Origin of the sequence: Pseudomonas sp. PWP3-1b2 (assembly GCF_049896045.1) — a bacterium.
Taxonomy (GTDB): domain Bacteria; phylum Pseudomonadota; class Gammaproteobacteria; order Pseudomonadales; family Pseudomonadaceae; genus Aquipseudomonas; species Aquipseudomonas antarctica_B.
Genome location: NZ_JAFCTN010000050.1, coordinates 20,110 through 42,805, shown reverse-complemented (window position 1 = coordinate 42,805; position 22,696 = coordinate 20,110). Strand labels below are relative to the sequence as shown.

18 protein-coding genes are annotated in these 22,696 nt (G+C 59.2%); all 18 read left to right on the top strand.

Translation table 11 applies throughout. The features are described 5' to 3' along the window. The first annotated feature begins 252 nt into the window (after positions 1 to 252). The 18 genes from yaaA (at position 253) to ACP7A2_RS23745 (ending at position 22,696) form a co-directional block, all read left to right on the top strand. On the top strand, positions 253 to 1,032 hold the full coding sequence (gene yaaA / locus ACP7A2_RS23830) for a peroxide stress protein YaaA (protein WP_426136239.1): 780 nt from the start codon (positions 253 to 255) through the stop codon (positions 1,030 to 1,032). Between the two features lie 887 nt (positions 1,033 to 1,919). Next, positions 1,920 to 3,236, top strand: coding sequence for a nucleotide sugar dehydrogenase (locus ACP7A2_RS23825; RefSeq protein ID WP_348061809.1), 1,317 nt, complete (start codon positions 1,920 to 1,922; stop codon positions 3,234 to 3,236). An 83-nt stretch (positions 3,237 to 3,319) separates the two neighbouring features. Then, positions 3,320 to 4,801, top strand: a complete 1,482-nt coding sequence (gene alg8 / locus ACP7A2_RS23820; protein WP_177016445.1) for a mannuronan synthase — start codon at positions 3,320 to 3,322, stop codon at positions 4,799 to 4,801. Positions 4,802 to 4,838: 37 nt separating this feature from the next. Next, positions 4,839 to 6,005, top strand: coding sequence for a PilZ domain-containing protein (locus ACP7A2_RS23815; protein WP_426136237.1), 1,167 nt, complete (start codon positions 4,839 to 4,841; stop codon positions 6,003 to 6,005). 8 nt (positions 6,006 to 6,013) lie between these two features. Further along, positions 6,014 to 7,537, top strand: coding sequence for an alginate biosynthesis TPR repeat lipoprotein AlgK (gene algK, locus ACP7A2_RS23810; protein WP_426136235.1), 1,524 nt, complete (start codon positions 6,014 to 6,016; stop codon positions 7,535 to 7,537). Next, positions 7,534 to 9,021 (top strand): alginate export family protein, encoded by a 1,488-nt coding sequence (locus ACP7A2_RS23805; RefSeq protein WP_426136233.1) that lies wholly within the window; start codon positions 7,534 to 7,536, stop codon positions 9,019 to 9,021. The genes algK and ACP7A2_RS23805 overlap by 4 nt, the downstream gene beginning before the upstream one ends. Then, on the top strand, positions 9,021 to 10,610 hold the full coding sequence (gene algG / locus ACP7A2_RS23800; protein WP_426136231.1) for a mannuronan 5-epimerase AlgG: 1,590 nt from the start codon (positions 9,021 to 9,023) through the stop codon (positions 10,608 to 10,610). Before ACP7A2_RS23805 ends, algG begins: the two co-directional genes overlap by 1 nt. 11 nt (positions 10,611 to 10,621) lie before the next feature. Next, positions 10,622 to 12,070: an alginate O-acetyltransferase gene (locus ACP7A2_RS23795; RefSeq protein ID WP_426136230.1), complete on the top strand. Its 1,449-nt coding sequence runs from the start codon at positions 10,622 to 10,624 to the stop codon at positions 12,068 to 12,070. A gap of 8 nt (positions 12,071 to 12,078) precedes the next feature. Then, positions 12,079 to 13,188 carry a mannuronate-specific alginate lyase gene (locus ACP7A2_RS23790; protein ID WP_426136229.1) on the top strand — a complete coding sequence of 370 codons (1,110 nt, stop codon included), beginning with the start codon at positions 12,079 to 12,081 and terminating at the stop codon, positions 13,186 to 13,188. Positions 13,189 to 13,409: 221 nt separating this feature from the next. Continuing rightward, positions 13,410 to 14,942, top strand: a complete 1,533-nt coding sequence (locus tag ACP7A2_RS23785; protein WP_426136228.1) for an MBOAT family O-acyltransferase — start codon at positions 13,410 to 13,412, stop codon at positions 14,940 to 14,942. A gap of 11 nt (positions 14,943 to 14,953) precedes the next feature. Then, positions 14,954 to 16,138 carry an alginate O-acetyltransferase gene (locus ACP7A2_RS23780; RefSeq protein WP_426136226.1) on the top strand — a complete coding sequence of 395 codons (1,185 nt, stop codon included), beginning with the start codon at positions 14,954 to 14,956 and terminating at the stop codon, positions 16,136 to 16,138. Between the two features lie 16 nt (positions 16,139 to 16,154). Beyond that, positions 16,155 to 16,808, top strand: a complete 654-nt coding sequence (locus ACP7A2_RS23775) for an alginate O-acetyltransferase AlgF (RefSeq protein WP_426136225.1) — start codon at positions 16,155 to 16,157, stop codon at positions 16,806 to 16,808. A gap of 193 nt (positions 16,809 to 17,001) precedes the next feature. Continuing rightward, positions 17,002 to 18,453, top strand: coding sequence for a mannose-1-phosphate guanylyltransferase/mannose-6-phosphate isomerase (locus tag ACP7A2_RS23770; protein WP_426136224.1), 1,452 nt, complete (start codon positions 17,002 to 17,004; stop codon positions 18,451 to 18,453). Positions 18,454 to 18,893: 440 nt separating this feature from the next. Next, positions 18,894 to 19,169, top strand: coding sequence for a DUF3077 domain-containing protein (locus tag ACP7A2_RS23765; RefSeq protein WP_426136223.1), 276 nt, complete (start codon positions 18,894 to 18,896; stop codon positions 19,167 to 19,169). Between the two features lie 166 nt (positions 19,170 to 19,335). Beyond that, positions 19,336 to 19,800 carry a multidrug transporter gene (locus tag ACP7A2_RS23760; RefSeq protein WP_426136221.1) on the top strand — a complete coding sequence of 155 codons (465 nt, stop codon included), beginning with the start codon at positions 19,336 to 19,338 and terminating at the stop codon, positions 19,798 to 19,800. Positions 19,801 to 19,814: 14 nt separating this feature from the next. Beyond that, positions 19,815 to 20,627, top strand: coding sequence for an SDR family oxidoreductase (locus ACP7A2_RS23755; RefSeq protein ID WP_426136219.1), 813 nt, complete (start codon positions 19,815 to 19,817; stop codon positions 20,625 to 20,627). Positions 20,628 to 20,718: 91 nt separating this feature from the next. Then, positions 20,719 to 22,074: an AAA family ATPase gene (locus tag ACP7A2_RS23750; RefSeq protein WP_426136216.1), complete on the top strand. Its 1,356-nt coding sequence runs from the start codon at positions 20,719 to 20,721 to the stop codon at positions 22,072 to 22,074. Further along, positions 22,067 to 22,696, top strand: a complete 630-nt coding sequence (locus ACP7A2_RS23745) for a TIGR02646 family protein (protein WP_426136214.1) — start codon at positions 22,067 to 22,069, stop codon at positions 22,694 to 22,696. The genes ACP7A2_RS23750 and ACP7A2_RS23745 overlap by 8 nt, the downstream gene beginning before the upstream one ends.

The window sequence follows — 22,696 nt, the reverse complement described above, 5'->3', positions numbered from 1 at the left end:
GGTGTGTCAGACACTCTTAGGCTGCTGTTTTTGGGGCTGCTTCGCAGCCCAACGCGGGACAAGCCCGCTCGCCACAGAGTCCGTATCGCCTGTTCTACCTAAAGACCTTGAAAGGGCTGGCTGTAAGAGCGGAACCAATTCAAGCCATAACCGCAGCAACGGATATGTACACAACCACAGCTATCACCATCATAGGTGGAGTCAAACCCCCTCCCCCCCTACAATCCCACAACGATTACAGGAGCCAACTTCATGCTGATGGTGATTTCCCCCGCCAAAACCCTCGATTTCGAGTCCAAACCGGCCACCCCGCGTTTCACCCAGCCGCAATACCTCGACCACTCCCAGGAGCTGATCGAGCAATTGCGCGAACTGACCCCGGCGCAAATCAGCGAATTGATGCACGTCTCCGACAAGATCGGCGGCCTCAACGCCGCGCGATTCGGCAGCTGGACCCCCGCGTTCACTCAAGCCAACGCCAAACAAGCACTGCTGGCCTTCAAGGGCGACGTCTACACCGGCCTCAACGCCGAGACGTTCAGTGACGCCGATTTCAGCTACGCCCAGGACCACCTGCGCATGCTCTCCGGCCTCTACGGCCTGCTGCGCCCGCTGGACCTGATGATGCCGTACCGTCTGGAAATGGGCACCAAACTGCCCAACGCCCGCGGCAAAGACCTCTATGCGTTCTGGGGCACGCGCATCAGCGAATGGCTCAACGAAGCGCTGGCCGCACAAGGCGACGACGTGCTGCTCAACCTGGCGTCCAACGAGTACTTCTCGGCGGTCAAACGCACGGCTTTGAACGCGCGGATCATCAACACCGAGTTCAAGGACCTGAAGAACGGCCAGTACAAGATCATCAGCTTCTACGCCAAAAAGGCCCGAGGCATGATGAGCCGCTTTGTGATCGAGGAGCGCATCAACGACCCTGCCAGGCTCAAGCAGTTTGATGTGCAGGGCTACCGCTTCAATGCAGAGCTGTCCAAGCCGGACAACCTGGTGTTCCTGCGCGATCACGCATCGGAATAAGGCGATACCGGGCATTCGGAAATGCCGGTGCTCAGAGGTGGGAGCTGGCTTGCCTGCGATAGCGGTGTATCAGTAGCAACTTTGCCAACTGACAAACCTCTATCGCAGGCAAGCCAGCTCCCACAGTTTTAATCGCATTCAAACCACGAAACTGTCATTTGCCTGGCGTCAAAAAACACCCACCTGCGAACCTAACAATTGTTTCACTCGACATTCATCATTTTTTTTCGTAGTGGCACCACTTTTTTCCAACACTAGTGGCACAAAACTATCCCCGCTCGCCAACTCCCTGCAACTACTGGCCCAAATAGCCAGTGCTATCAATATACTACCAGTGCCATCTTTTCTAATATTGCAAGAAATGTCAGTCCACAGGATGAGCGGCCAGGAACTTCGTCCTCAACCACCGCTCATACCACCGGTAGCGAAATTCTCTGTTGCTGTAAGAGATGACTTACGCGGCGACCAACGGAAGTAGCGAAGTTGTCATTATTCAACTTCGACTCATCGGTCACCTTACCTACCCAGTGGTTAATAGCGGCGACAAGGATGATATGCCAGGAACTATCAGGCCACGGCCAGGCTTACCTAAATGTGTCAGTGATAAAACCCAAGGCATTGATATTTAAAGGCTTATAGCCTCTATCAAACCCTTGCGGCACTGGCGCCAGGCCCTTTTCCCAGAAAGGCCGGCTGCATTTGAGGGCAAGCCCAAATAATAAGGTCACGTTGCGCACAACTTGAGTGCAATCGTTAGTCACTCGTTATTCAACATGCCTGCACGCAATAAGTTGGCGTCTATTCGCCTAACTTTTGCGGCATCAGTGACGCTTGCAAACATGAACTCCGGCCATTTAATTGGCATGATTAATATTGAGGTAAATGCGATGCGCATCAGCATATTTGGTTTGGGTTACGTAGGCGCAGTCTGTGCCGGTTGCCTGTCTGCACGGGGCCATGAAGTGGTCGGCGTAGACATTTCCAAGGATAAGATCGACCTGATCAACGCTGGCAAATCGCCAATTGTTGAGCCGGGTCTGGGCGAACTGTTGAGCCAGGGTATCGAGACCGGTCGACTGCGCGGCACTACCAACTTCGCCGACGCCATCCGTGACACCGACCTGTCGATGATTTGCGTCGGCACGCCGAGCAAGAAGAACGGCGACCTCGAACTCGATTACATCGAAGCCGTGTGCCGCGAGATCGGTTTTGTGCTGCGCGACAAAGCCACCCGCCACACCGTCGTTGTGCGCAGCACCGTGTTGCCGGGCACCGTGGCCAACGTGGTGATCCCGATTCTGGAAGACTGCTCCGGCAAGAAAGCCGGCGTCGACTTCGGTGTCGCGGTCAACCCGGAATTCCTGCGTGAATCCACCGCCATCGCCGACTACGACCTGCCACCGATGACCGTCATCGGCGAGTTCGACAAAGCCTCCGGTGATGTCCTGCAGTCGCTGTACGAAGAACTTGACGCACCGATCATCCGCAAGGACATCGCCGTTGCCGAGATGATCAAGTACACCTGCAACGTGTGGCACGCCACCAAGGTCACCTTCGCCAACGAAATCGGCAACATTGCCAAGGCTGTCGGCGTCGATGGCCGTGAAGTGATGGAAGTAGTCTGCCAGGACAAGACCCTCAACCTGTCCCAGTACTACATGCGCCCAGGCTTCGCCTTCGGCGGTTCGTGCCTGCCAAAAGACGTGCGCGCCCTGACCTACCGCGCCAGCACCCTGGACGTGGAAGCGCCGCTGCTCAACTCGCTGATGCGCAGCAACGAATCCCAGGTGCAGAACGCCTTCGACATCGTCGAAAGCCACGACAAACGCAAAGTCGCCCTGCTCGGCCTGAGCTTCAAGGCCGGCACCGATGACCTGCGCGAAAGCCCGTTGGTAGAGCTGGCCGAAATGCTGATCGGCAAGGGTTACGACCTGAGCATCTACGACAGCAACGTCGAGTACGCCCGTGTGCACGGTGCGAACAAGGACTACATCGAAGGCAAGATCCCTCACGTGTCGTCCCTGCTCAACTCGGACTTCGATGATGTGATCAACAACTCCGACGTGATCATCCTTGGCAACCGCGACGAGAAGTTCCGTGCCCTGGCGCACAACGCTCCGCACGGCAAGCAGGTGATCGATCTGGTGGGCTTCATGTCCAAGGCCACCAGCGTGAGCGGCCGTACCGAAGGCATTTGCTGGTAACAGCAACGGCGAGTTTCAAGCTGCAGGTGGCCTGACCCCCAGCGCCTGCAGCTTGAAGCCTTCTTCACCTTCGGATGACGCTCATGTCCAAGTTAAAACACGTACTGCTCCAATCCGCCGGCTGGCTGTTCTTTTTGAGCCTGCTGATGGGACTCGCCTTGCTGTTGCCGGCGAGTACGTTCGACTCCGAGTCGAAGAATTTTATTTTCCTGATTGGCGCCGTCGGTATCTGGCGCTACTCGATGGGTGCTACGCATTTCTTTCGCGGCATGCTGTTCCTGTACGTGGTCTACCCGCACCTGCGGCGCAAAGTGCGCAAGCTGGGCAAGTCGGCAGACCCCTCCCATGTGTTCCTGATGGTCACCAGTTTCCGTATCGACGCGCTGACCACCGCGCAGGTGTACAGCTCGGTGATTCGCGAAGCCATCGAATGCGGCTTCCCGACCACCGTGGTCTGCTCGCTGGTGGAAATGTCCGATGAGCTGCTGGTGAAAAGCCTGTGGGAACGCATGAACCCGCCGGAACACGTGAAGCTCGACTTCGTGCGCATCGCCGGTACCGGCAAGCGCGACGGCTTGGCCTTTGGCTTTCGCGCCATCTCCCGCCACCTGCCGGACGACCGCGCCGTGGTGGCCGTGATCGACGGCGACACCGTGCTTGCCGAAGGCGTGGTACGCAAAACCGTGCCGTGGTTCCAGTTGTTCGGCAATGTCGGCGGCCTGACCACCAACGAGTTCTGCGAAGTGCGCGGCGGCTACATCATGAGCGAATGGCACAAGCTGCGCTTCGCCCAGCGCCACATCAACATGTGCTCCATGGCCCTGTCCAAGCGCGTGCTGACCATGACCGGTCGCATGTCGGTGTTCCGTGCCAGCGTGGTCACCGACCCGGGCTTTATCGCCGACGTGGAAAGCGACTCGCTGCAACACTGGCGCCTGGGCCGCTTCAAGTTCCTGACCGGTGACGACAAGTCCAGCTGGTTCAGCCTGATGCGCCTGGGTTACGACACGTTCTACGTGCCGGACGCCGCGATCAACACCGTGGAACACCCGCCGGAAAAGAGCTTTATCAAGGCCAGCCGCAAGCTGATGTTCCGCTGGTACGGCAACAACCTGCGCCAGAATTCCCGCGCCCTGGGCCTGGGTGTACGCCGACTCGGTCTGTTCACCAGCGTGGTGCTGTTCGACCAGCGCGTGTCGATGTGGACCTCCCTGCTCGGCCTGACCGTGGCGATCATCGCCACCTTCAAGTACGGCGGCGCGTTCATCCTCGCCTACCTGCTGTGGATCGGCATCACCCGCCTGATTCTGACCCTGTTGCTGTCGTGTTCCGGCCACAAGATCGGTCCAGCTTACCCGGTGATTCTGTATTACAACCAGATCATGGGCGCGCTGGTGAAGATCTACGTGTTCTTCCGCCTTGATCAACAGTCCTGGACCCGCCAGGACACCAAACTGACCCGCGATTTGGCCAGCTTTCAACGTTGGTTCAACACCTGGTCGTCTCGGACCATGACCTTCTCCGCCGGCAGCATTTTCGTCGCCGTGTTGCTGATGATGGTCTGACCCTGCCAAGCCTGAATTAACTCTAGGAAATGCCCTGATGAACAGTCCAGTAAACGCCAACGTAGTCCACGAATCCGAAGCCCAGCGCCAGCACGCCCGCGTCAAAATCCCGGCCAAGTTGCGCTTTTTCAACAACGACCGTACGCCGACCGAAGCACGCGTGCTCGACCTGTCCGCCGGCGGCCTCGCGTTCACCGCGACGCAGCCGCTGACCATCGGTGAAGTGCACAAGGGTCGCCTGCAATTCGTCATCGACAACCTCGGCCTGGCGATGGACGTGGAGCTGCAGATTCGCTCCTACGACCGCCAGAGCGGCCGCACCGGTTGCCAGTTCCAGAACCTTGATGCCCAGGATATTTCCACCCTGCGCCACCTGATCACCTCGCACCTGTCCGGTGACATCGTGACCATGGGCGACGTGCTCGCAACCCTGCAACGCGACAACTTCACCAAGGCGCGCAAGGTCAAGGACAGCGGCAGCAACATGAGCGCCTTCGGTCGCTTGCGCGCCGTGACGTTCAGCCTGGCAATCTTCCTGGTGGGCCTGGCCGCGTTCGGCTTTGTGTTCAAGTCGGTGTACGGCATGTACTTCGTCAGCCACGCCCAGGCCGGCATTGTCAGCGTGCCTGGCATGAACGTGACCATGCCGCGCGACGGTACCGTGCAAAGCCTGCTCAAAGGTGACGCGGTAGCGGCCAAAGGCGCGCCACTCGCCACCTTCAGCACCAGCATGCTCGATGTGCTCAAGGGCCATCTGGACGAAGAACAACTGCAACCGGCCAAGGTTGAAGAGCTGTTCGGCAAGCAAATGACCGGCACCCTGACCTCGCCATGTGATTGCGTAGTTTCGCAGCAGCTGGTGGCCGACGGCCAATACGCCAGCAAAGGCGATGTGATCTTCCAACTGGTACCACGTGGCAGCCAGGCCAATGTGGAAGCACGCTTCACCTACCGCCAGTTCGCCGACGTTCGCCCTGGTACGCCAGTGAGCTTCCAGGTGGCCGACGAAGAACAGATCCGCACCGGCACCATCGTCAGCAGCACCAGCCTGAACAGCGCCGACCTGTCCTCCGACATCCGCGTGCAAATCAAGCCGGATGCACCGCTGGACAGCACCTATGCCGGCCGCCCGGTGGAAGTGACCAGCGACCGTGGCCCATCGCTGAACTGGCTGATCGATAAAGCCATGGCTCACGGTCTGTAAGCGAGGACATGCCTGTGAACCCAATTTCAAGAACAGCACAGCCCCCTGTGGGAGCCGGGCTTGCCCGCGATGGCATCGACTCGGTACACCTGACACACCGAGGTGCTCGCATCGCAGGCAAGCCAGCTCCCACACAGGGCAGATCTCATTCGGCCGCCGTGTATTGCGCTCTGGCCCTTGCGGTCAGCCTCGCCGGTTGCGCCGGCCTGCCCGACCAGCGCCTGGCCAACGAAGCCCTCAAGCGCGGCGACACCGTTACCGCCCAGCAGAACTACCAGCAACTGGCCGACCTGGGTTACAGCGAGGCCCAAGTGGGCCTGGCCGATATCCAGGTAGGCACCCGCGACCCCGAGCAAATCCGCCAGGCCGAAGCCACCTACCGCGCGGCCGCCGACACCTCGCCCCGCGCCCAGGCACGCCTTGGCCGTTTGCTGGTGGCCAAACCCGGCGCCACCGAAGCCGAGCAGCATGAGGCCGAAGGCTTGCTGAAAAAAGCCTTTGCCAATGGCGAAGGCAACACCCTGATTCCGCTGGCGATGCTGTACCTGCAATACCCGCACAGCTTCCCGAACGTGAACGCCCAGCAGCAAATCAGCAAATGGCAGGCCGCCGGTTATCCGGAAGCCGGCCTGGCCCAGGTGCTGCTGTATCGCACCCAGGGCACCTACGACCAGCACCTGGATGATGTGGAGCGCATCTGCAAAGCCGCGCTGAACACCACCGACATCTGCTACGTCGAACTGGCCACGGTCTACCAGAAAAAAGCCGAGCCGGAAAAACAGGCCGAACTGCTCAAGCAGATGGAAGCCGGCTACAGCCGTGGCGCCGTCACCGCACAGCGCGTCGACAGCGTCGCGCGCGTCCTGGGTGATACAACCCTGGGCAAGACCGACGAAAAAACCGCCCAAGCGCTGCTGGAAAAAATCGCCCCAAGCTACCCGGCATCCTGGGTCAGCCTGGCGCAATTGCTCTACGACTTCCCGGAACTCGGCGACGTCGACCAGATGATGAAGTACCTGGACAACGGCCGCGCCGCCGACCAGCCGCGCGCCGAGCTGTTGCTGGGCAAGCTCTACTACGAAGGCAAGTGGGTACCGGCTGACGCCAAGGCCGCCGAAGCGCACTTCGAAAAAGCCGTGGGCAAGGAAGTCGCCGCCGACTACTACCTCGGCCAGATTTACCGCCGTGGCTACCTGGGCAAGGTTTACTCGCAAAAAGCCCTCGACCACTTGCTGACCGCTGCGCGCAACGGCCAGAACAGCGCCGACTTCGCCATCGCTCAATTGTTTTCCCAAGGCAAGGGCACCAAGCCCGACCCAATGAATGCCTATGTCTTCAGCCAGTTGGCCAAGGCCCAGAACACGCCGCAGGCCAATGACCTGGCCACGCAGCTCGAAGCCCCGCTGACACCGCAGCAACGCGCCGAAGGCCAACGCCTGGTGCAACAGGAGCTGGCCGCCCGCGGCACCCTGGCCCAGAGCACGCTGCAACTGCACGCCCTGGAAGACGAAGACGGCGAGGAATCCCTATGAAGCTCAACCCATTCGTCAAGGCCGGTATCGGCCTGACCTTCGCCCTGCTGTGGTCGTGCCCGACCCTGGCCGCGCTGACCGAAGCCAAGAACTTTGGCCTTGAAGTGAAAGCCACCGCGCAATCCGAAGACGACCGCGACCTCGGCACGCAGAAAGGCGGCGACGTCAACGGCATCGGCCTCGACCTGCGCCCGTGGGTCTACGGCGAAAGCGGCGCGTGGAGCGCCTACGCCATGGGCCAGGCGGTGGTGTCCAGCGATATCATCGAGACCGACACCCTGCAACAGTCGGCCGACGACACCACTGAGCAATCCAGCAACGACGACCGCAAGGCCAAGAAAAACTACCTGGCCCTGCGCGAATTCTGGGTCGGCTACAGCGGTTTTACGCCCTACCCCGGCGAGATCCTCAAGTTCGGTCGCCAGCGCCTGCGCAATGACGACGGCCAATGGCGCGACACCAATATCGAAGCGCTGAACTGGACCTTCGACACCACCTTGCTCAAGGCCAATGTCGGCGCCGCCGAACGCTTCAGCGAATACCGCACCGACCTCAAGGAATTGTCGCCCAAGGACAAGGACCGTCAGCACTTCTATGCCGACGCCGCCTACCAGTGGACGCCGGGGCAGTGGATCGGCCTGCGCGGTCACCACACCCATGACGACGGCAAGCTCGACTACGCCGAACCGGGCGTGGCCACCGACCCGTTGGACAAGCGCGAAAACGGCGACCAGACCTGGCTCGGCATCGAGGCCAACAGCGACGCCTATAATTGGCGTAACACCAACACCGTCAACTACTGGGCCAGCGTTACCGGCATGAAAGGCGACCGCGACACGGTCAACGCCTTGAACGCCGACGGCACACGCCCGGCACAAGCCAAGCGCAGCGACGACGTGAGTGGCTGGGCCACCGACCTGGGCATTCGCCTGCGTCTAGACCCGCAATGGCAAGTGGGCGCTGCTTATTCGCGCGCCAGCGCCAACTACGAGCAGAACGGCCTGCAAAGCAACCGTTCGAACTGGACCGGCACCCAATCCCGCGTGCACCGCTTCGGCGAAGCGTTTCGCGGCGAGATGAACAACATGCAGTCCATGAGCCTGTTCGGTTCCTGGCAGCTGCGCGAGGACTATGACGCCAGCCTGGTCTATCACAAGTTCTGGCGTGTCGACGGCAACAAGCCGGTGGGCAGCAACGGCATCGATGCCGTGGAGAACAACACCGATGACGTGACCGGCGCGATCTTGTCCAGCACCTCCCTGCCGCTTGAAGACGGCAAGAAAGACCTGGGCCAGGAGATGGACGTGGTGGTCACCAAGTACTTCAAGAAAGGCCTGCTACCGGCCGCGCTCAGCCAGTCGATCGACGAACCGTCGGCGCTGGTGCGCTTGCGTGCCGGCGTGTTCAAGCCAGGCGACGCCTATGGCAGCGGCGTTGATTCGTACATGCACCGCGCGTTTGTCGACGTGATCTGGAAATTCTGATGGGAGCCTGCGCGATGAACCCTCAAGCCCTCAAAGGCTCGGTCAGCCTGCTGGTCGCAGCCATGCTGCTGGCCAGCACTTCGGCCTTTGCCGACGGTGCGCCGGTGAAGGCGCCGACCATCGCCAAAGAGCTGCAACAGGCCAAGACCTACACCATTTCCAGCCCGCCGACCGCGCCACTGGAAATGCCCAAGCCGGCGCTGCCCGACCTGTCGGGCTACACCGCTGCGGCGATGGAAAAGAAGATCGTGCGCAGCAAGCCGGGCAAGGTCAGCATTCGCCGCATGATGCAGGAAGACGCGCTGAAAGACTTTATCGGCGGCGACAACAAGATGGCCGAATGGGTGGTGCGTCAGCACGGCATTCCCCAGGCCATCTTTGTCGACGACGGCTACATGAACCTCAAGGACCTGCTCGGCAAAGTGCCCAAGCAGTACCTCAGCGAAACCTCGCCGGGCGTGTTCCTGGCCAAGCTGCCGATCGTGGTCGGGCGCAAGGGCATCCTGGAAATCGACAGGAAAACCCAGGAGCTGCGCCTGTCCCAGCAAGCCGGTTCGTTCCTGATCAACGACGGCCAGTTGTTTGTGCATGACACCAAAATCACCGGCTGGAATGAAAAGGCGAATGGCCCGGCACTGTTTCAGTCGCCCAAGGAATTCCGCCCGTTCCTGCTGGCCTGGGGCGGCACCGAGACCTACATCTCCAAGACCAAAATGGCCAGCTTCGGCTATGCCAACAGTAAGTCGTACGGGGTGAGTATTTCCCAGTACACGCCGAACATGGCCAAGGTGCTCAAGCGCGCCGAGCCGACCGGCTGGATCATTGATTCCGAGTTTTCGGACATGTGGTACGGCTTCTACTGCTACGAAACCACAGGCTTTGTGCTCAAGGGCAACACCTACAAAGACAACATCGTCTACGGCATTGACCCCCACGACCGTTCCCACGGCCTGATCATCGCGGACAACACCGTCTACGGCACCAAGAAGAAGCACGGCATCATCATTTCCCGGGAAGTGAACGACAGCTTCATCTTCAACAACCGCAGCTACGACAACAAGCTGTCGGGCCTGGTGATTGACCGTAACAGCGTGAACAACCTGATCGCCGACAACGAGATCTACCGCAACCACACCGACGGCATCACCCTCTATGAGAGCGGCGACAACCTGTTGTGGGGCAACAAGGTGATCAGCAACCGTCGCCACGGCATCCGCATCCGTAACAGCGTGAACATTCGCCTGTACGAGAACACCTCGATGGCTAACGGTTTGACCGGCGTCTACGGCCACATCAAGGACTTGACCGACACCGACCGCGACATCGCCCTCGACCCGTTCGATGCCAAGGTTTCGCTGATCGTGGTCGGCGGTGAACTGGCCGGTAACGGCAGCGGGCCGCTGTCCATCGACTCGCCGCTGAGCGTCGAGCTGTACCGCGTATCGATGCTGGCGCCGACCAAATCCAGCGGCATCAGCTTCTCCGGCATCCTTGGGGATCGCCAGGAAGAAATTCTCGACCTGCTGGTGCGCCAGCAGAAAGCCGTGCTGATCGACCCTGTCGAACGCCAGACCGAAATGCAGGACTGAGGATGACCCTTATGCACCCACACATGATCAAACTGCTGAGCCTCTCGGGTCTGACCCTCGGCCTGCTCGCCGCCAGCCAGGGCGTGCGCGCCGACGAAGTGAAAGCACCGACTTTCACCGCCGAGCCGTGCTGCAGCCTGTGCCCGGCGGCGCATGACGCGAAGAACTACACCACGCGCTACCAGCAAAACTTCACCACCCTGGTTCAAGCCCAGGGCGACTGGCTGTTCCGTACTCAGGAAGACTTGCGCACCGAATTCGATACCAGCCCCGCCGGCTACAAGCGCATGCAACAACTGCATGATGCATTCAAGGCCAAAGGCGTGGAACTGGTGGTGGTTTACCAGCCAACTCGTGGCCTGGTGAACCGCAACAAGCTCAACCCTGAAGAGAAAGCCAAGTTCGATTTCGACAAGGCGCTGGGCAATTACAAAACCATGCTCGGCCGCTTCGCCAAGATGGGTTATGTGGTGCCGGACCTGTCGCCGTTGACCAACGAACAGCTTCCCGACGAGCTGCCGGCCCATGATTTCTACTTCCGTGGCGACCAGCACTGGACCCCGTACGGCGCCCAGCGCACGGCAAAAATCGTCGGCGCCAAAGTGCGTGCAATGCCCCAGTTTGCCGATATTCCCAAGCGGGAATTCGAAACCAAGCGCTCCGGGCGCATGGGCAAGACCGGTACCCTTCACAACATGGCCGGGCAACTGTGTGGCACCAGCTACGCGATCCAGTACATGGACCAGTTCACCACCGAGCCCAAGGGCGAAGCGGGCGACGGCGACCTGTTCGGTGATACCGGCAACCCGCAAATCACCCTGGTCGGCACCAGCCACAGCGGCAAGAACTACAACTTCGCCGGCTTCCTCGAACAGGAAATCGGTGCTGACATTCTCAACGTCGCGTTCCCCGGCGGTGGCCTTGAAGGCTCGATGATCCAGTACCTGGGCAGCGATGAATTCCAGAAAAGCCCGCCGAAGATTCTGATCTGGGAGTTCTCGCCGCTGTACCGCCTCGACCAGGAGACCATCTACCGCCAGATGATGTCGCTGCTCGACAACGGCTGCGAAGGCAAGACCGCGCAGATGAGTGCAAGCACCACGCTCAAGCCCGGCAAGAACGAACTGCTGGTTAACAGTTCGAACAAAGACCTGCGTAACGCCAGTCACCAGGTTGATATCCGCTTCGCCGACCCGTCGGTGAAAACCTTGCAAGCCACCCTCTGGTACATGAACGGGCGCCACGAGGACCTCAAAATCGAAAAACCCGAAACATCCGATACAGACGGGCGTTTCGCCTTCGAACTGCGCACCGATGAAGACTGGGCCTCGCAGAACTTGCTGGCCGTAGAAGTGCAGGGCCCGGAAGCGGGCCAGGCCGCGCAGAAGGTTGAAGCGAAAATTTGCACACGCAACGTATTCCCAAGCGGCGGTCAAAAGACCGCATCACTCGGGCAATGAGGTTACCTATGCAGAAGTTATTGATCCCCACGTTACTCGGCATGGCCATTTTTGCAGGCTCCGTGAACGCCGCCGCACCGTTGCGCCCGCCACAGGGCTACTTCGCGCCGATTGAAGCGTTCAAGACCGGCGACTTCAAGGAAAACTGCGACACCATGCCGACGCCGTATACCGGCCCGTTGCAGTTTCGCAGCAAATACGAAGGCTCGGACAAGGCCCGTTCAACCCTGAACACGCAGTCGGAAAAAGCCTTTCGCGACAGCACCGCCGACATCACCAAGCTGGAAAAAGACACCAGCAAGCGCGTGATGCAGTTCATGCGTGACGGTCGTCCGGAGCAGCTCGAATGCACGCTGAATTGGCTGGTGTCGTGGGCCAAGGCCGATGCGTTGATGTCCAAGGACTTCAACCACACCGGCAAGTCCATGCGCAAATGGGCACTGGGCAGCATGGCCTCGGCCTATGTGCGCCTGAAGTTCTCCGACTCGCACCCGCTGGCCAACCACCAGCAGGAATCGCAACTGATCGAAGCCTGGTTCAACAAACTCGCCGATCAAGTGGTGAGCGATTGGGACAACCTGCCGCTGGAAAAAACCAACAACCACTCCTACTGGGCCGCCTGGTCAGTGATGGCAACGTCCATCGCCACCAACCGTCGCGACCTGTTTGACTGGGCGGTGAAGGAATACAAGGTCGGCGCCAATCAGGTGGACGACCAAGGCTTCCTGCCGAACGAATTGAAGCGTCAGCAACGCGCCTTGTCGTACCACAACTACGCCCTGCCGCCGCTGTCGATGATCGCCAGTTTTGCCCTGGTCAACGGTGTTGATCTGCGCCAGGAAAACAACGGCGCGCTCAAACGCCTGGGCGACAAAGTGCTGGCCGGGGTTAAAGACCCGGAGATCTTCGAGAAGAAGAACGGCAAAGAGCAAGACATGAAGGACCTCAAGGAAGACATGAAATTTGCCTGGCTTGAGCCTTTCTGCACCCTCTACACCTGCGCGCCGGATGTGCTCGAGCGCAAGCATGGGATGCAGCCGTTCAAGACGTTCCGCCTCGGCGGCGACCTGACCAAGGTCTACGACCCGACGCATGAAAAAGGCAACAAAGGTTCTTGACCGTACTCGGTCTCCTGTGTGAGCGGGCTTTATGTGGGAGCTGGCTTGCCTGCGATGCAGACACCTCGGTGATTCAGACAAACCGAGTTGATCCCATCGCGGGCAAGCCCGGCTCCCACACAAGCCAGCTCCCACACTGAATGCGTACATCCCCTCAGATTCATTGGGGGGTTTGGGGGGGCTGCGGCCCTTGACTGTCTGTTAAACATGGAGAGATCGGGATGGTTTTCTCGTCCAATGTGTTCCTGTTTCTGTTCTTGCCGATCTTTCTCGGCTTGTACTACTTAAGCGGGCAACGCTATCGCAACCTGCTGCTGCTGATTGCCAGCTATGTGTTCTACGCCTGGTGGCGAGTGGACTTCCTGGCGCTGTTCGCCGCCGTCACGCTGTGGAATTACTGGATCGGCCTCAAGGTCGGTGCGGCAGGCGTGCGCACCAAGCCGGCCCAACGCTGGCTGCTATTGGGCGTGGCCATCGACCTGTGCATCCTTGGCTACTTCAAGTACGCCAACTTCGGCGTCGACAGCATCAACGTCATGATGAAGTCGGCAGGGCTTGAGCCGTTCATCCTCACCCATGTGCTGTTGCCGATCGGGATCTCGTTCTACATTTTCGAGTCCATCAGCTACATCATCGACGTGTACCGTGGCGACACGCCCGCAACCCGCAACCTGATCGACTTTGCGGCGTTCGTGGCGATCTTCCCGCACCTGATTGCCGGCCCGGTGTTGCGCTTTCGCGACCTGGCCGACCAGTTCAACAACCGCACGCACACCCTCGATAAATTCTCCGAGGGCTGCACGCGGTTCATGCAGGGTTTCATCAAGAAGGTGTTTATTGCCGACACCCTCGCGGTGGTGGCCGACCATTGCTTCGCCCTGCAAAACCCGACCACGGGCGACGCCTGGCTCGGTGCGCTGGCCTACACCGCGCAACTGTACTTCGACTTCTCCGGCTACAGCGACATGGCCATCGGCCTGGGCTTGATGATGGGTTTCCGCTTCATGGAAAACTTCAAGCAGCCGTATATCAGCCAGTCGATCACCGAGTTCTGGCGCCGCTGGCACATCAGCCTGTCGACCTGGCTGCGCGACTACCTTTACATCACCCTGGGCGGCAACCGTAAAGGCACGCTGACCACTTACCGCAACCTGTTCCTGACCATGCTGCTCGGTGGTCTGTGGCACGGCGCGAACATCACCTACATCGTGTGGGGCGCCTGGCACGGCATGTGGCTGGCGATTGAAAAAGCCATCGGCCTCAACACCGCGCCGCGCAGCTTCAACGTAGTGCGCTGGGCCTTCACCTTCCTGCTGGTGGTGATGGGCTGGGTGATCTTCCGTTCGGAAAACCTGCACGTCGCCGGCCGTATGTACGGCGCGATGTTCAGCTTTGGCGAGTGGTCGCTGTCGGAACTCAACCGCGCCAACCTCACCGGCCTGCAAGTGGCAACCCTGGTGGTGGCGTACGCAACCCTGGCGTTCTTCGGCCTGCGCGACTTCTACACCAACCGACCTGCCGAGAAAACCAGGCCAGCCGACCCAAGCCTGATCAAGGCCGTGCCGGGCGACAACCCGGGCAGCATCCATCAGCCAGGGTTCACCGTGGGCCAGGACGCCAGCGTGAACCCGGCCTACTGGACGGCTGACCTGCCACGCTACGCCATGCGCGCTGCCGTGCTGCTGCTGTTCGTGGCGTCGATTTTCAAACTGTCGGCGCAGAGTTTCTCGCCGTTCCTTTACTTCCAATTTTGAGGGAGCCGACCATGACCCGTTCATTACGCGTCCTCTATGTGAGCCTGTTCATGCTGGTGCTGCTGGCCCTGGGCGCCTGGTCGATACGCAGTTTCTTCGGCTTCAGCACCAATGCCGATGCGACCGTGCTTAACGGCCGCTGGACCAAAGCCGTCGAGACCCATTACGACGACGAGTTCCCGATCAAGCGTATCGGCACCAACCTCTGGGCGGCGCTGGACTACAAGCTGTTCAACGAAGGCCGCCCTGGCGTGGTGCTGGGCCGCGATCACTGGTTGTACAGCGACGAGGAGTTCAACCCCGCCGTCAATGAAGACCAGAACCTGCAAGGCAACTACGCGCTGGTTGAAGGCGTGCGCCAAAAGCTCAAGGCCCAAGGCATTCAGCTGGTGATGGCGATTGTGCCGGCCAAGGTTCGCCTGTACCCAGAACACCTGGGCGAGGTGAAACCGGCGAGCATCCACGCCAACCTGTACCAGGACTTCCACGCCCGTGTGGCGGCCGACAAGATCATCGCCCCGGACCTGCTTGGCCCGCTGCAACAGGCCAAGCTCGGCGGCAAGCAAGTGTTCTTGCGCACCGACACCCACTGGACGCCGGACGGTGCTGAAGTCGCCGCCAAGCAGTTGGCCAAAGTGATTGCCGCCAAGACGCCACTGAGCGGCGCGCCGCAACGCTTCGTCACCGAAGCAGAAAAGACCGAGCCGCACAAAGGCGACCTGCGCCTGTTCCTGCCGCTGGACCCGCTGTTTGAAAACCTGATGCCGCCCAAAGAGCCGCTGCAGAAACGCGTCACGCACCTGGCTGAAAACCAAGGCGACGATGCCCTGTTTGCCGACAGCGAAACCCCGGTTGCACTGGTGGGCACCAGCTACAGCGCCAACCCCAACTGGAACTTCGTCGGTGCGCTCAAGCAAGCCTTGCACAGCGACGTCATCAACTACTCCGAAGACGGCCACGGCCCGATTCTGCCGATGCTCAGCTACCTGAAAAGCGATGACTTCAAGAACAGCCCGCCACAAGTGCTGATCTGGGAGTTCCCCGAACGTTATCTGCCCGTCAACAACGAGATCGGTGATGCCGACCCGCAGTGGGTTGCGCAGCTTAAACAAGCCGGTTCGCGCCAACAAAACATGGCACTGAACACCCCAGTTAAAAATCAAAAATCCGAGACGCCCGACCGGGCGCAAAACTGAAAGAGAGGTAACTCACATGACTTTCACTACAACTCCGCGTCGTCTCGCCAAGACCTTGGCCCTCGCCGCTGGCATGAGCATCGTATCGATGTCCGCCTTTGCAGGTGATGCCGCCTTGTACGGCCCAGTTGCACCTAAAGGTTCAAGCTTCGTGCGCGTTTACAACGCCTCGAACCAGGAAGTCAGCGCCACCGTTGGCAGCACCAACCTGAGCGAAGTGGCCCCGTTGGCCAGCAGCGATTTCAGCTTCATGCCGGGCGGTGACTACAGCGCCAAAGTCGGCAGCCAGACCGTGCCGGTCAAACTCGCCGCCGACCACTACTACACCTTGGTCAACAGCGGCGCCGGCCAGCCACAGCTGATCGAAGAACCGCCGTTCAAGAACAAGCAGAAGTCCCTGGTGCGCGTGCAGAACCTCAGCGACAAGGCCCTGACCTTGAAGACCGCTGACGGCAAGACTGACGTGGTCAAGTCGGTCGCCGCCAAAGGCCGTGGCGAACGCGAAATCAACCCGGTGAAAGTAAGCCTGGCGCTGTATGACGGCGACAAAAAAGTCAGCGACCTGAAGCCGGTAGCCCTGGAGCGCGGTGAAGCGGCGGTGCTCTACGTGACCGGTTCCGGCGCGAGCATTTCGCCAGTGTGGGTCAAGCGCCCAGTGTCGACCCGCTGATTAATTTCTCGAACTGACCCCAATCCCTGTGGGAGCCGGGCTTGCCCGCGATAGCGATGGTGAATCCAACATCGCCATCGCAGGCAAGCCAGCTCCCACAGGGGCCGAGCAGGTCAATTCGAACCGAGACAAAAACAAGAGTGAAACGACAAACCTTCGTAGCTCTGACCCAAATTGATTCAAGGAGAAACACATGATCCCAGTAATCCTTTCCGGTGGTAGCGGCTCACGTCTTTGGCCGCTTTCCCGCAAACAGTTCCCAAAACAATTCCTGGCCCTGACCGGTGAGCACACGCTGTTCCAGCAAACCCTGGAACGCCTGGTGTTCGACGGGATGGACGCCCCCATCGTGGTCTGCAACAAGGACCACCGCTTCATCGTCAACGAGCAACTGAGCACTCGCAAGCTGGAATGCCAGCGCATCCTGATGGAGCCTTTTGGCCGCAACACCGCACCCGCCGTGGCGCTGACCGCAATGATGCTGGTCAACGAAGGCCGCGACGAGCTGATGCTGGTGCTGCCTGCCGACCACGTGATCGACGACCAGAAAGCCCTGCAACGCGCCCTGGCCCTGGCCACCGTGGCCGCTGAGCGTGGCGAGATGGTGTTGTTCGGTGTACCGGCCACCCGCCCGGAAACCGGTTATGGCTACATCAAGTCCACCAACGATGCGCTGCTGCCCGAAGGCGTGAGCCGCGTTGAACAGTTCGTGGAAAAACCCGATGAAAAACGCGCCGTCGAGTTCGTCAAAAGCGGCGGTTATTTCTGGAACAGCGGCATGTTCCTGTTCCGCGCCAGCCGCTTCCTCGAAGAGCTGAAAAAACACGACCCGGACATCTACGACACCTGCGTGCTGACCCTGGAGCGCAGCGAACAGGATGCCGACACCGTCACTTTCGACGAAGCCACCTTCGCCTGCTGCCCGGACAACTCCATCGACTACGCCGTGATGGAAAAAACCCAGCGCGCCTGCGTGGTGCCACTGAGTGCGGGCTGGAGCGACGTGGGTTGCTGGGCATCGCTGTGGGCGGTCAACGAGAAAGACGCCAACGGCAACGTCACCAAGGGCGACGTGGTGATTCAGGACAGCAAGAACTGCATGATCCACGGCAACGGCAAGCTGGTGTCGGTGATCGGCCTGGAAAACATCGTGGTGGTGGAAACCAAGGACGCGATGATGATTGCCCACAAGGACAAGGTCCAGGGCGTCAAACAGATGGTCAACACCCTCAACGAACAGGGCCGCAGCGAAACCCAGAACCACTGCGAAGTCTATCGTCCGTGGGGCTCGTACGACTCGGTGGACATGGGCGGGCGCTTCCAGGTCAAGCACATCTCGGTCAAGCCGGGCGCGTGCCTGTCGCTGCAAATGCACCACCACCGCGCCGAACACTGGATTGTGGTCAGCGGCACGGCTGAAGTCACCTGTGATGACAACGTGTTCCTGCTCTGCGAGAACCAGTCCACCTACATCCCGATCGCCTCGGTGCATCGCCTGCGCAACCCCGGCAAGATCCCGCTGGAAATCATCGAAGTGCAATCGGGCAGCTATTTGGGCGAAGACGATATCGAGCGGTTCGAAGATATCTACGGTCGCTCGACGCCGGTTGAACGTGGTGTGTCGGTGAAAACTATCGCGCAGTAACACGGTCGTACAAGAAGCCCTCGCCCGGCCCATTGCGTCCCCTATCCGCAGTGGGTTGGGTGGGGGCGTTTTTCTTGGGTTTTGCGGTGGCGGTGAGGGCCTCTTCGCGAGCAAGCCCGCTCCCACAGTAGATCGCATTTCAATGGATGTACCCGGTTTACTGTGGGAGCTGGCTTGCCTGCGATGGCGGCCTGAAGCACAACCGCCATCATTGACCCCTGCCCCCATCCTGCCTATCCTCGCGCCTGTCACGACTCATTCGTGATGAGGTTTGACGGCCTCGGACACTCATAGGACCAAGCACAGCGTTATGGCGACTGTGCGTGGGGCGCTTTCGAGCGCGCCGGGTTCCTATGACCGGTCCGTCAACCTGCGTACAGTTGCCACCCAATCGTTTGACGGCGAAGCGTGGCAGCTCCCATTTTCATAAGAGTTTCACCATGTCCAAACAAACCACTCGCATCACCACCTTCGGCCCTAGCGAGCGCAGTGAAGCACCGCTTTTTTCCGTACAACCCAACATCCCCATCGAACATGCGCTGGAACATGCCAGTTATGTGTTGGGCACAGCCCGCGTGCTTACCCTGGCGGCTCAAGACCTGTGCACTGAACACCAGAGCTACCTGAACTGGGCCAGCCTGCAATTGGCGGAAACCGGTTTGGCCTTGGTTGAGGCCTCCATTGATGGCTTGCAGGCAGATTCTTCTGCTCAGTAAGTAAGTCATCGCAGGCAAGCCAACTCCCACAGGTTGACCGTATTTCAAGGTTGTACCCGGTTTACTGTGGGAGCTGGCTTGCCTGCGATGGCGTCCAAAAGAACACCGGATAGTCAACCTGCCCGACCCACAGTAGGATGGCCTATCCATTCCTGAGGCAGCCCCCATGTTCTTCGGCGTTCTCCTGATCATCACCTGGCTGATCCTCCTTCTGCGCTACCCCGCCAAAGCCTTGCCGGTGTCCCTCGCCGCCGCCGTCGGCCTGGGTTTCGTCGCCGTCTGGGTAGTCTGGCTGGACAACCGCGAAGCCTCGCAACTGGCGCGCCTGGAATTGCGCATCAGCTACTCACCCGAGGAGTGCCCCGCCGACCGCCCGCTGAAACTGATCCTGAGCAACGGCAACGACGTGCCCCTCACCGAACTGCGCTGGCGCCTCGCCGCTTACGCACCGGGCGACACCGTCAACCTGGCCGACAACGTCTACGCCGCCCCGCGCTATCGCGGCCCCGGCGAGCTGCAGGCCGGCGGCACCTGGGATGACTGCCTGCCTACCCCGCCTTTGCGCCCAGGCTACCGCCCGCAAACCCTGGAATTTCGCGCCGAGCACCTGCAAGGCAGCTTCTCGGACTGACAAAGGATTGATCCATGCCCAACGTGCTTATCACCGGTTGTTCCAGCGGCATCGGCCGCGCCCTCGCCGACGCATTCAAATCCGCCGGCTATGACGTGTGGGCCAGCGCCCGCCGCCCGCAAGACGTCGCCGACTTGTCCGCCGCCGGCTTCAACGCCGTGCAACTCGACGTCAACGACAGCGCCGCCTTGCTGCAACTCACCGAGAAATGGGACGAACTGGATGTGTTGATCAACAACGCCGGTTACGGCGGCATGGGCCCACTGCTCGATGGCGGCACCGAAGCCCTGCAGCGCCAATTCGAGACCAATGTGTTTTCCATCGTCGGCGTGACCAAGGCGCTGTTTCCCGCACTGCGCCGTAGCAAGGGATTGGTGGTGAACATCGGCAGCGTTTCCGGGGTGTTGGTCACACCGTTTGCCGGCGCGTACTGCGCGTCCAAAGCCGCCGTGCATGCGTTGAGCGATGCACTGCGCATGGAGCTGGCGCCATTTGGCATCCGGGTGATGGAAGTACAGCCCGGCGCCATCGACACACGCTTCGCCAAAAACGCCGGCGCCCAGGCTGAGCTGCTGATCAACGAGAAATCACCCTGGTGGCCGCTGCGTGACGGCATTCGTGCGCGCAGCCAGGCTTCACAGGACAAGCCGACCCCGGCCAGCGTGTTTGCGGCGCAGGTGCTCAAGGCTGTAAAACAGGCCCAACCACCACGGCTCTTGCGTTCGGGTAATGGCAGCCGGACGTTGCCGTTGATGGCGGCGCTATTGCCCAAGGCGTTATTGGAAAAGGTATTGAAAAAACGCTTTGGGCTCAGTGGCGTGTTGTAAGCAACCATGAAGCGAACCTTCCAAAACCCGGGATGAGTGCCATAATCGCCGCCTGCCTCTTGAAACTGACTGGCCCCACAAGGGTAATGCAATGGAAATCAGAAAAATTCGACTGAATAACGTCGGTCGTTTTACCGACTTGGAAGTCCCCTTTGCGCCTACCGAAAAGCATGCGTCGAAGGTGACGGTGTTTGTGGGGAATAATGGGGCGGGGAAGACGACGATTTTGAAGTCGCTTGCTACGTCACTAAGTTGGTTGGTGGGGCGCATTCGCACAGATAATGGTGGTGGCAGCCCCATTCAGGAAGACGTGGTGACAAATGGAGAGTCCTTTGCCTCCATTGATATCAAAGTGAGCGGCATATCCCACCCTCAAGCATCAAAATCCACGATCTATTCTTGGACACTTGCTCGCGCCTTGAGAGGGCACAAATCCAAGGTAAACAGTAGCCTCACAAAACTAACTGAGCTGGCTGAACTCTATCGCTTTCATATCGGTTTGACTGACGATACTGGCTCACTACCACTTGTGGTTTTTTACCCTGTAGAAAGATCTGTACTCGATGTTCCACTAACGACTAGAAAATCCGAACGACCATTTGATCAATTTGATGGTTACGAGAATGCACTGAGCGGCGGAGTAGATTTCGGTCGTTTTTTTGAATGGTTCCGGGACAGAGAAGATACGGAGAACGAGCAGGGAATATCCACAACTGTGATGGAGCAGTTAAAAAAAATCTCCGGCTCAGATGAGCGATTGGCATCAGAGCTAAAAAGCATGCACCTTGCATCACGCGACCCTCAGCTAAGTGCCGTACGTTCCGCCGTAAAAAAATTCATGCCTGACTTTAGTAATTTGCGAGTTCAGCGTAAGCCTCGATTGCACATGGCCATCGACAAATTAGGTAAGACGTTAAATGTTTCTCAGCTTTCTCAAGGTGAAAAATCGTTAATGGCACTCGTCGGCGATATTGCTCGTCGCCTCGCAATCATGAATCCGTCCTTGAAAAACCCATTAAAAGGCGAAGGTATCGTTCTAATTGATGAAGTGGATCTCCACCTCCATCCCAAATGGCAACGCAGCCTGATCCAACAACTGACGGCGACCTTCCCTAACTGCCAATTTATCCTGACCACTCATTCACCATTGGTAATCAGCGATACGAAAGATGTGTTGTGCTACGTCCTCGACGACGGAGAATTAAAAGAGCGCGATGGACTTTACGGCCTAGACGCAAACCAGGTGCTGCTTGACGTAATGGACACTGATGTACGTAACAGCAAGGTTCAGGGACGTCTGGACCGTTTGCTGGAACTACTACAAGACAAGAAATTGAAAGAAGCCAAAAGCCTTTTCGAAGAGTTGTCCACAGAGCTTGCCCCAGGCCATATGGAACTGACCAAAGCCGCCCTTCTCATTCGCAAGCTGGAGTTACGCAGTGCGTAAGATCACCAAAGGAGATGAGCCGGCGTCCCTGGCGCAATGGAAGCATGCACACCCTAGGGGCCGCTATCCAGATTTGACGCACGAACCTAGCAGGTCCATTCGCCAGGCCTGCGTCGAAGAGCAATATGGACTTTGTGCTTATTGCTGCCATGAGATCACTGCGGACAATGCTCGCAACGAGCACGTTCAGGCTCAAAAGCTGGCGCCAACACGCACATTGGATTTTTCCAACATTGTCGCTAGCTGCGATAGACCCAAGCAGTGCGATAAAGCACACGGTCATCAAGCGCTACCGCTCACACCTTTGATGGATGAGTGCGAGACCGAGTTGAAATTCTACATCTCGGGCCGTGTGCAAGGCCTTACACCGAGAGCAATCACGGCCATTCAAGTGTTGAACCTGGGTGATACCCATGAAAACAACCGAACTCTTATCAATACCCGAAAAAGTCTGTTGGATTTGCTGCTTTTCGACTACGGCGTGAACGGTAAGGAACTTGACGCCGAAGACAACGAGCTCTTGATCGCGTTGGTGGACGACTTGCAATTGCCTGATGCAACTAACCGGCTGAAACCTTTTTCCCCGGTCCTCGTAAACGTCATCCGCCAACTGATCGCCTGA

Coding starts and splice junctions, on each gene's coding strand:
- yaaA (WP_426136239.1), top strand. CDS start 253: ATGCTGATGGTGATTTCCCCCGCCAAAACCCTCGATTTCGAGTCCAAA.
- ACP7A2_RS23825 (WP_348061809.1), top strand. CDS start 1,920: ATGCGCATCAGCATATTTGGTTTGGGTTACGTAGGCGCAGTCTGTGCC.
- alg8 (WP_177016445.1), top strand. CDS start 3,320: ATGTCCAAGTTAAAACACGTACTGCTCCAATCCGCCGGCTGGCTGTTC.
- ACP7A2_RS23815 (WP_426136237.1), top strand. CDS start 4,839: ATGAACAGTCCAGTAAACGCCAACGTAGTCCACGAATCCGAAGCCCAG.
- algK (WP_426136235.1), top strand. CDS start 6,014: ATGCCTGTGAACCCAATTTCAAGAACAGCACAGCCCCCTGTGGGAGCC.
- ACP7A2_RS23805 (WP_426136233.1), top strand. CDS start 7,534: ATGAAGCTCAACCCATTCGTCAAGGCCGGTATCGGCCTGACCTTCGCC.
- algG (WP_426136231.1), top strand. CDS start 9,021: ATGGGAGCCTGCGCGATGAACCCTCAAGCCCTCAAAGGCTCGGTCAGC.
- ACP7A2_RS23795 (WP_426136230.1), top strand. CDS start 10,622: ATGCACCCACACATGATCAAACTGCTGAGCCTCTCGGGTCTGACCCTC.
- ACP7A2_RS23790 (WP_426136229.1), top strand. CDS start 12,079: ATGCAGAAGTTATTGATCCCCACGTTACTCGGCATGGCCATTTTTGCA.
- ACP7A2_RS23785 (WP_426136228.1), top strand. CDS start 13,410: ATGGTTTTCTCGTCCAATGTGTTCCTGTTTCTGTTCTTGCCGATCTTT.
- ACP7A2_RS23780 (WP_426136226.1), top strand. CDS start 14,954: ATGACCCGTTCATTACGCGTCCTCTATGTGAGCCTGTTCATGCTGGTG.
- ACP7A2_RS23775 (WP_426136225.1), top strand. CDS start 16,155: ATGACTTTCACTACAACTCCGCGTCGTCTCGCCAAGACCTTGGCCCTC.
- ACP7A2_RS23770 (WP_426136224.1), top strand. CDS start 17,002: ATGATCCCAGTAATCCTTTCCGGTGGTAGCGGCTCACGTCTTTGGCCG.
- ACP7A2_RS23765 (WP_426136223.1), top strand. CDS start 18,894: ATGTCCAAACAAACCACTCGCATCACCACCTTCGGCCCTAGCGAGCGC.
- ACP7A2_RS23760 (WP_426136221.1), top strand. CDS start 19,336: ATGTTCTTCGGCGTTCTCCTGATCATCACCTGGCTGATCCTCCTTCTG.
- ACP7A2_RS23755 (WP_426136219.1), top strand. CDS start 19,815: ATGCCCAACGTGCTTATCACCGGTTGTTCCAGCGGCATCGGCCGCGCC.
- ACP7A2_RS23750 (WP_426136216.1), top strand. CDS start 20,719: ATGGAAATCAGAAAAATTCGACTGAATAACGTCGGTCGTTTTACCGAC.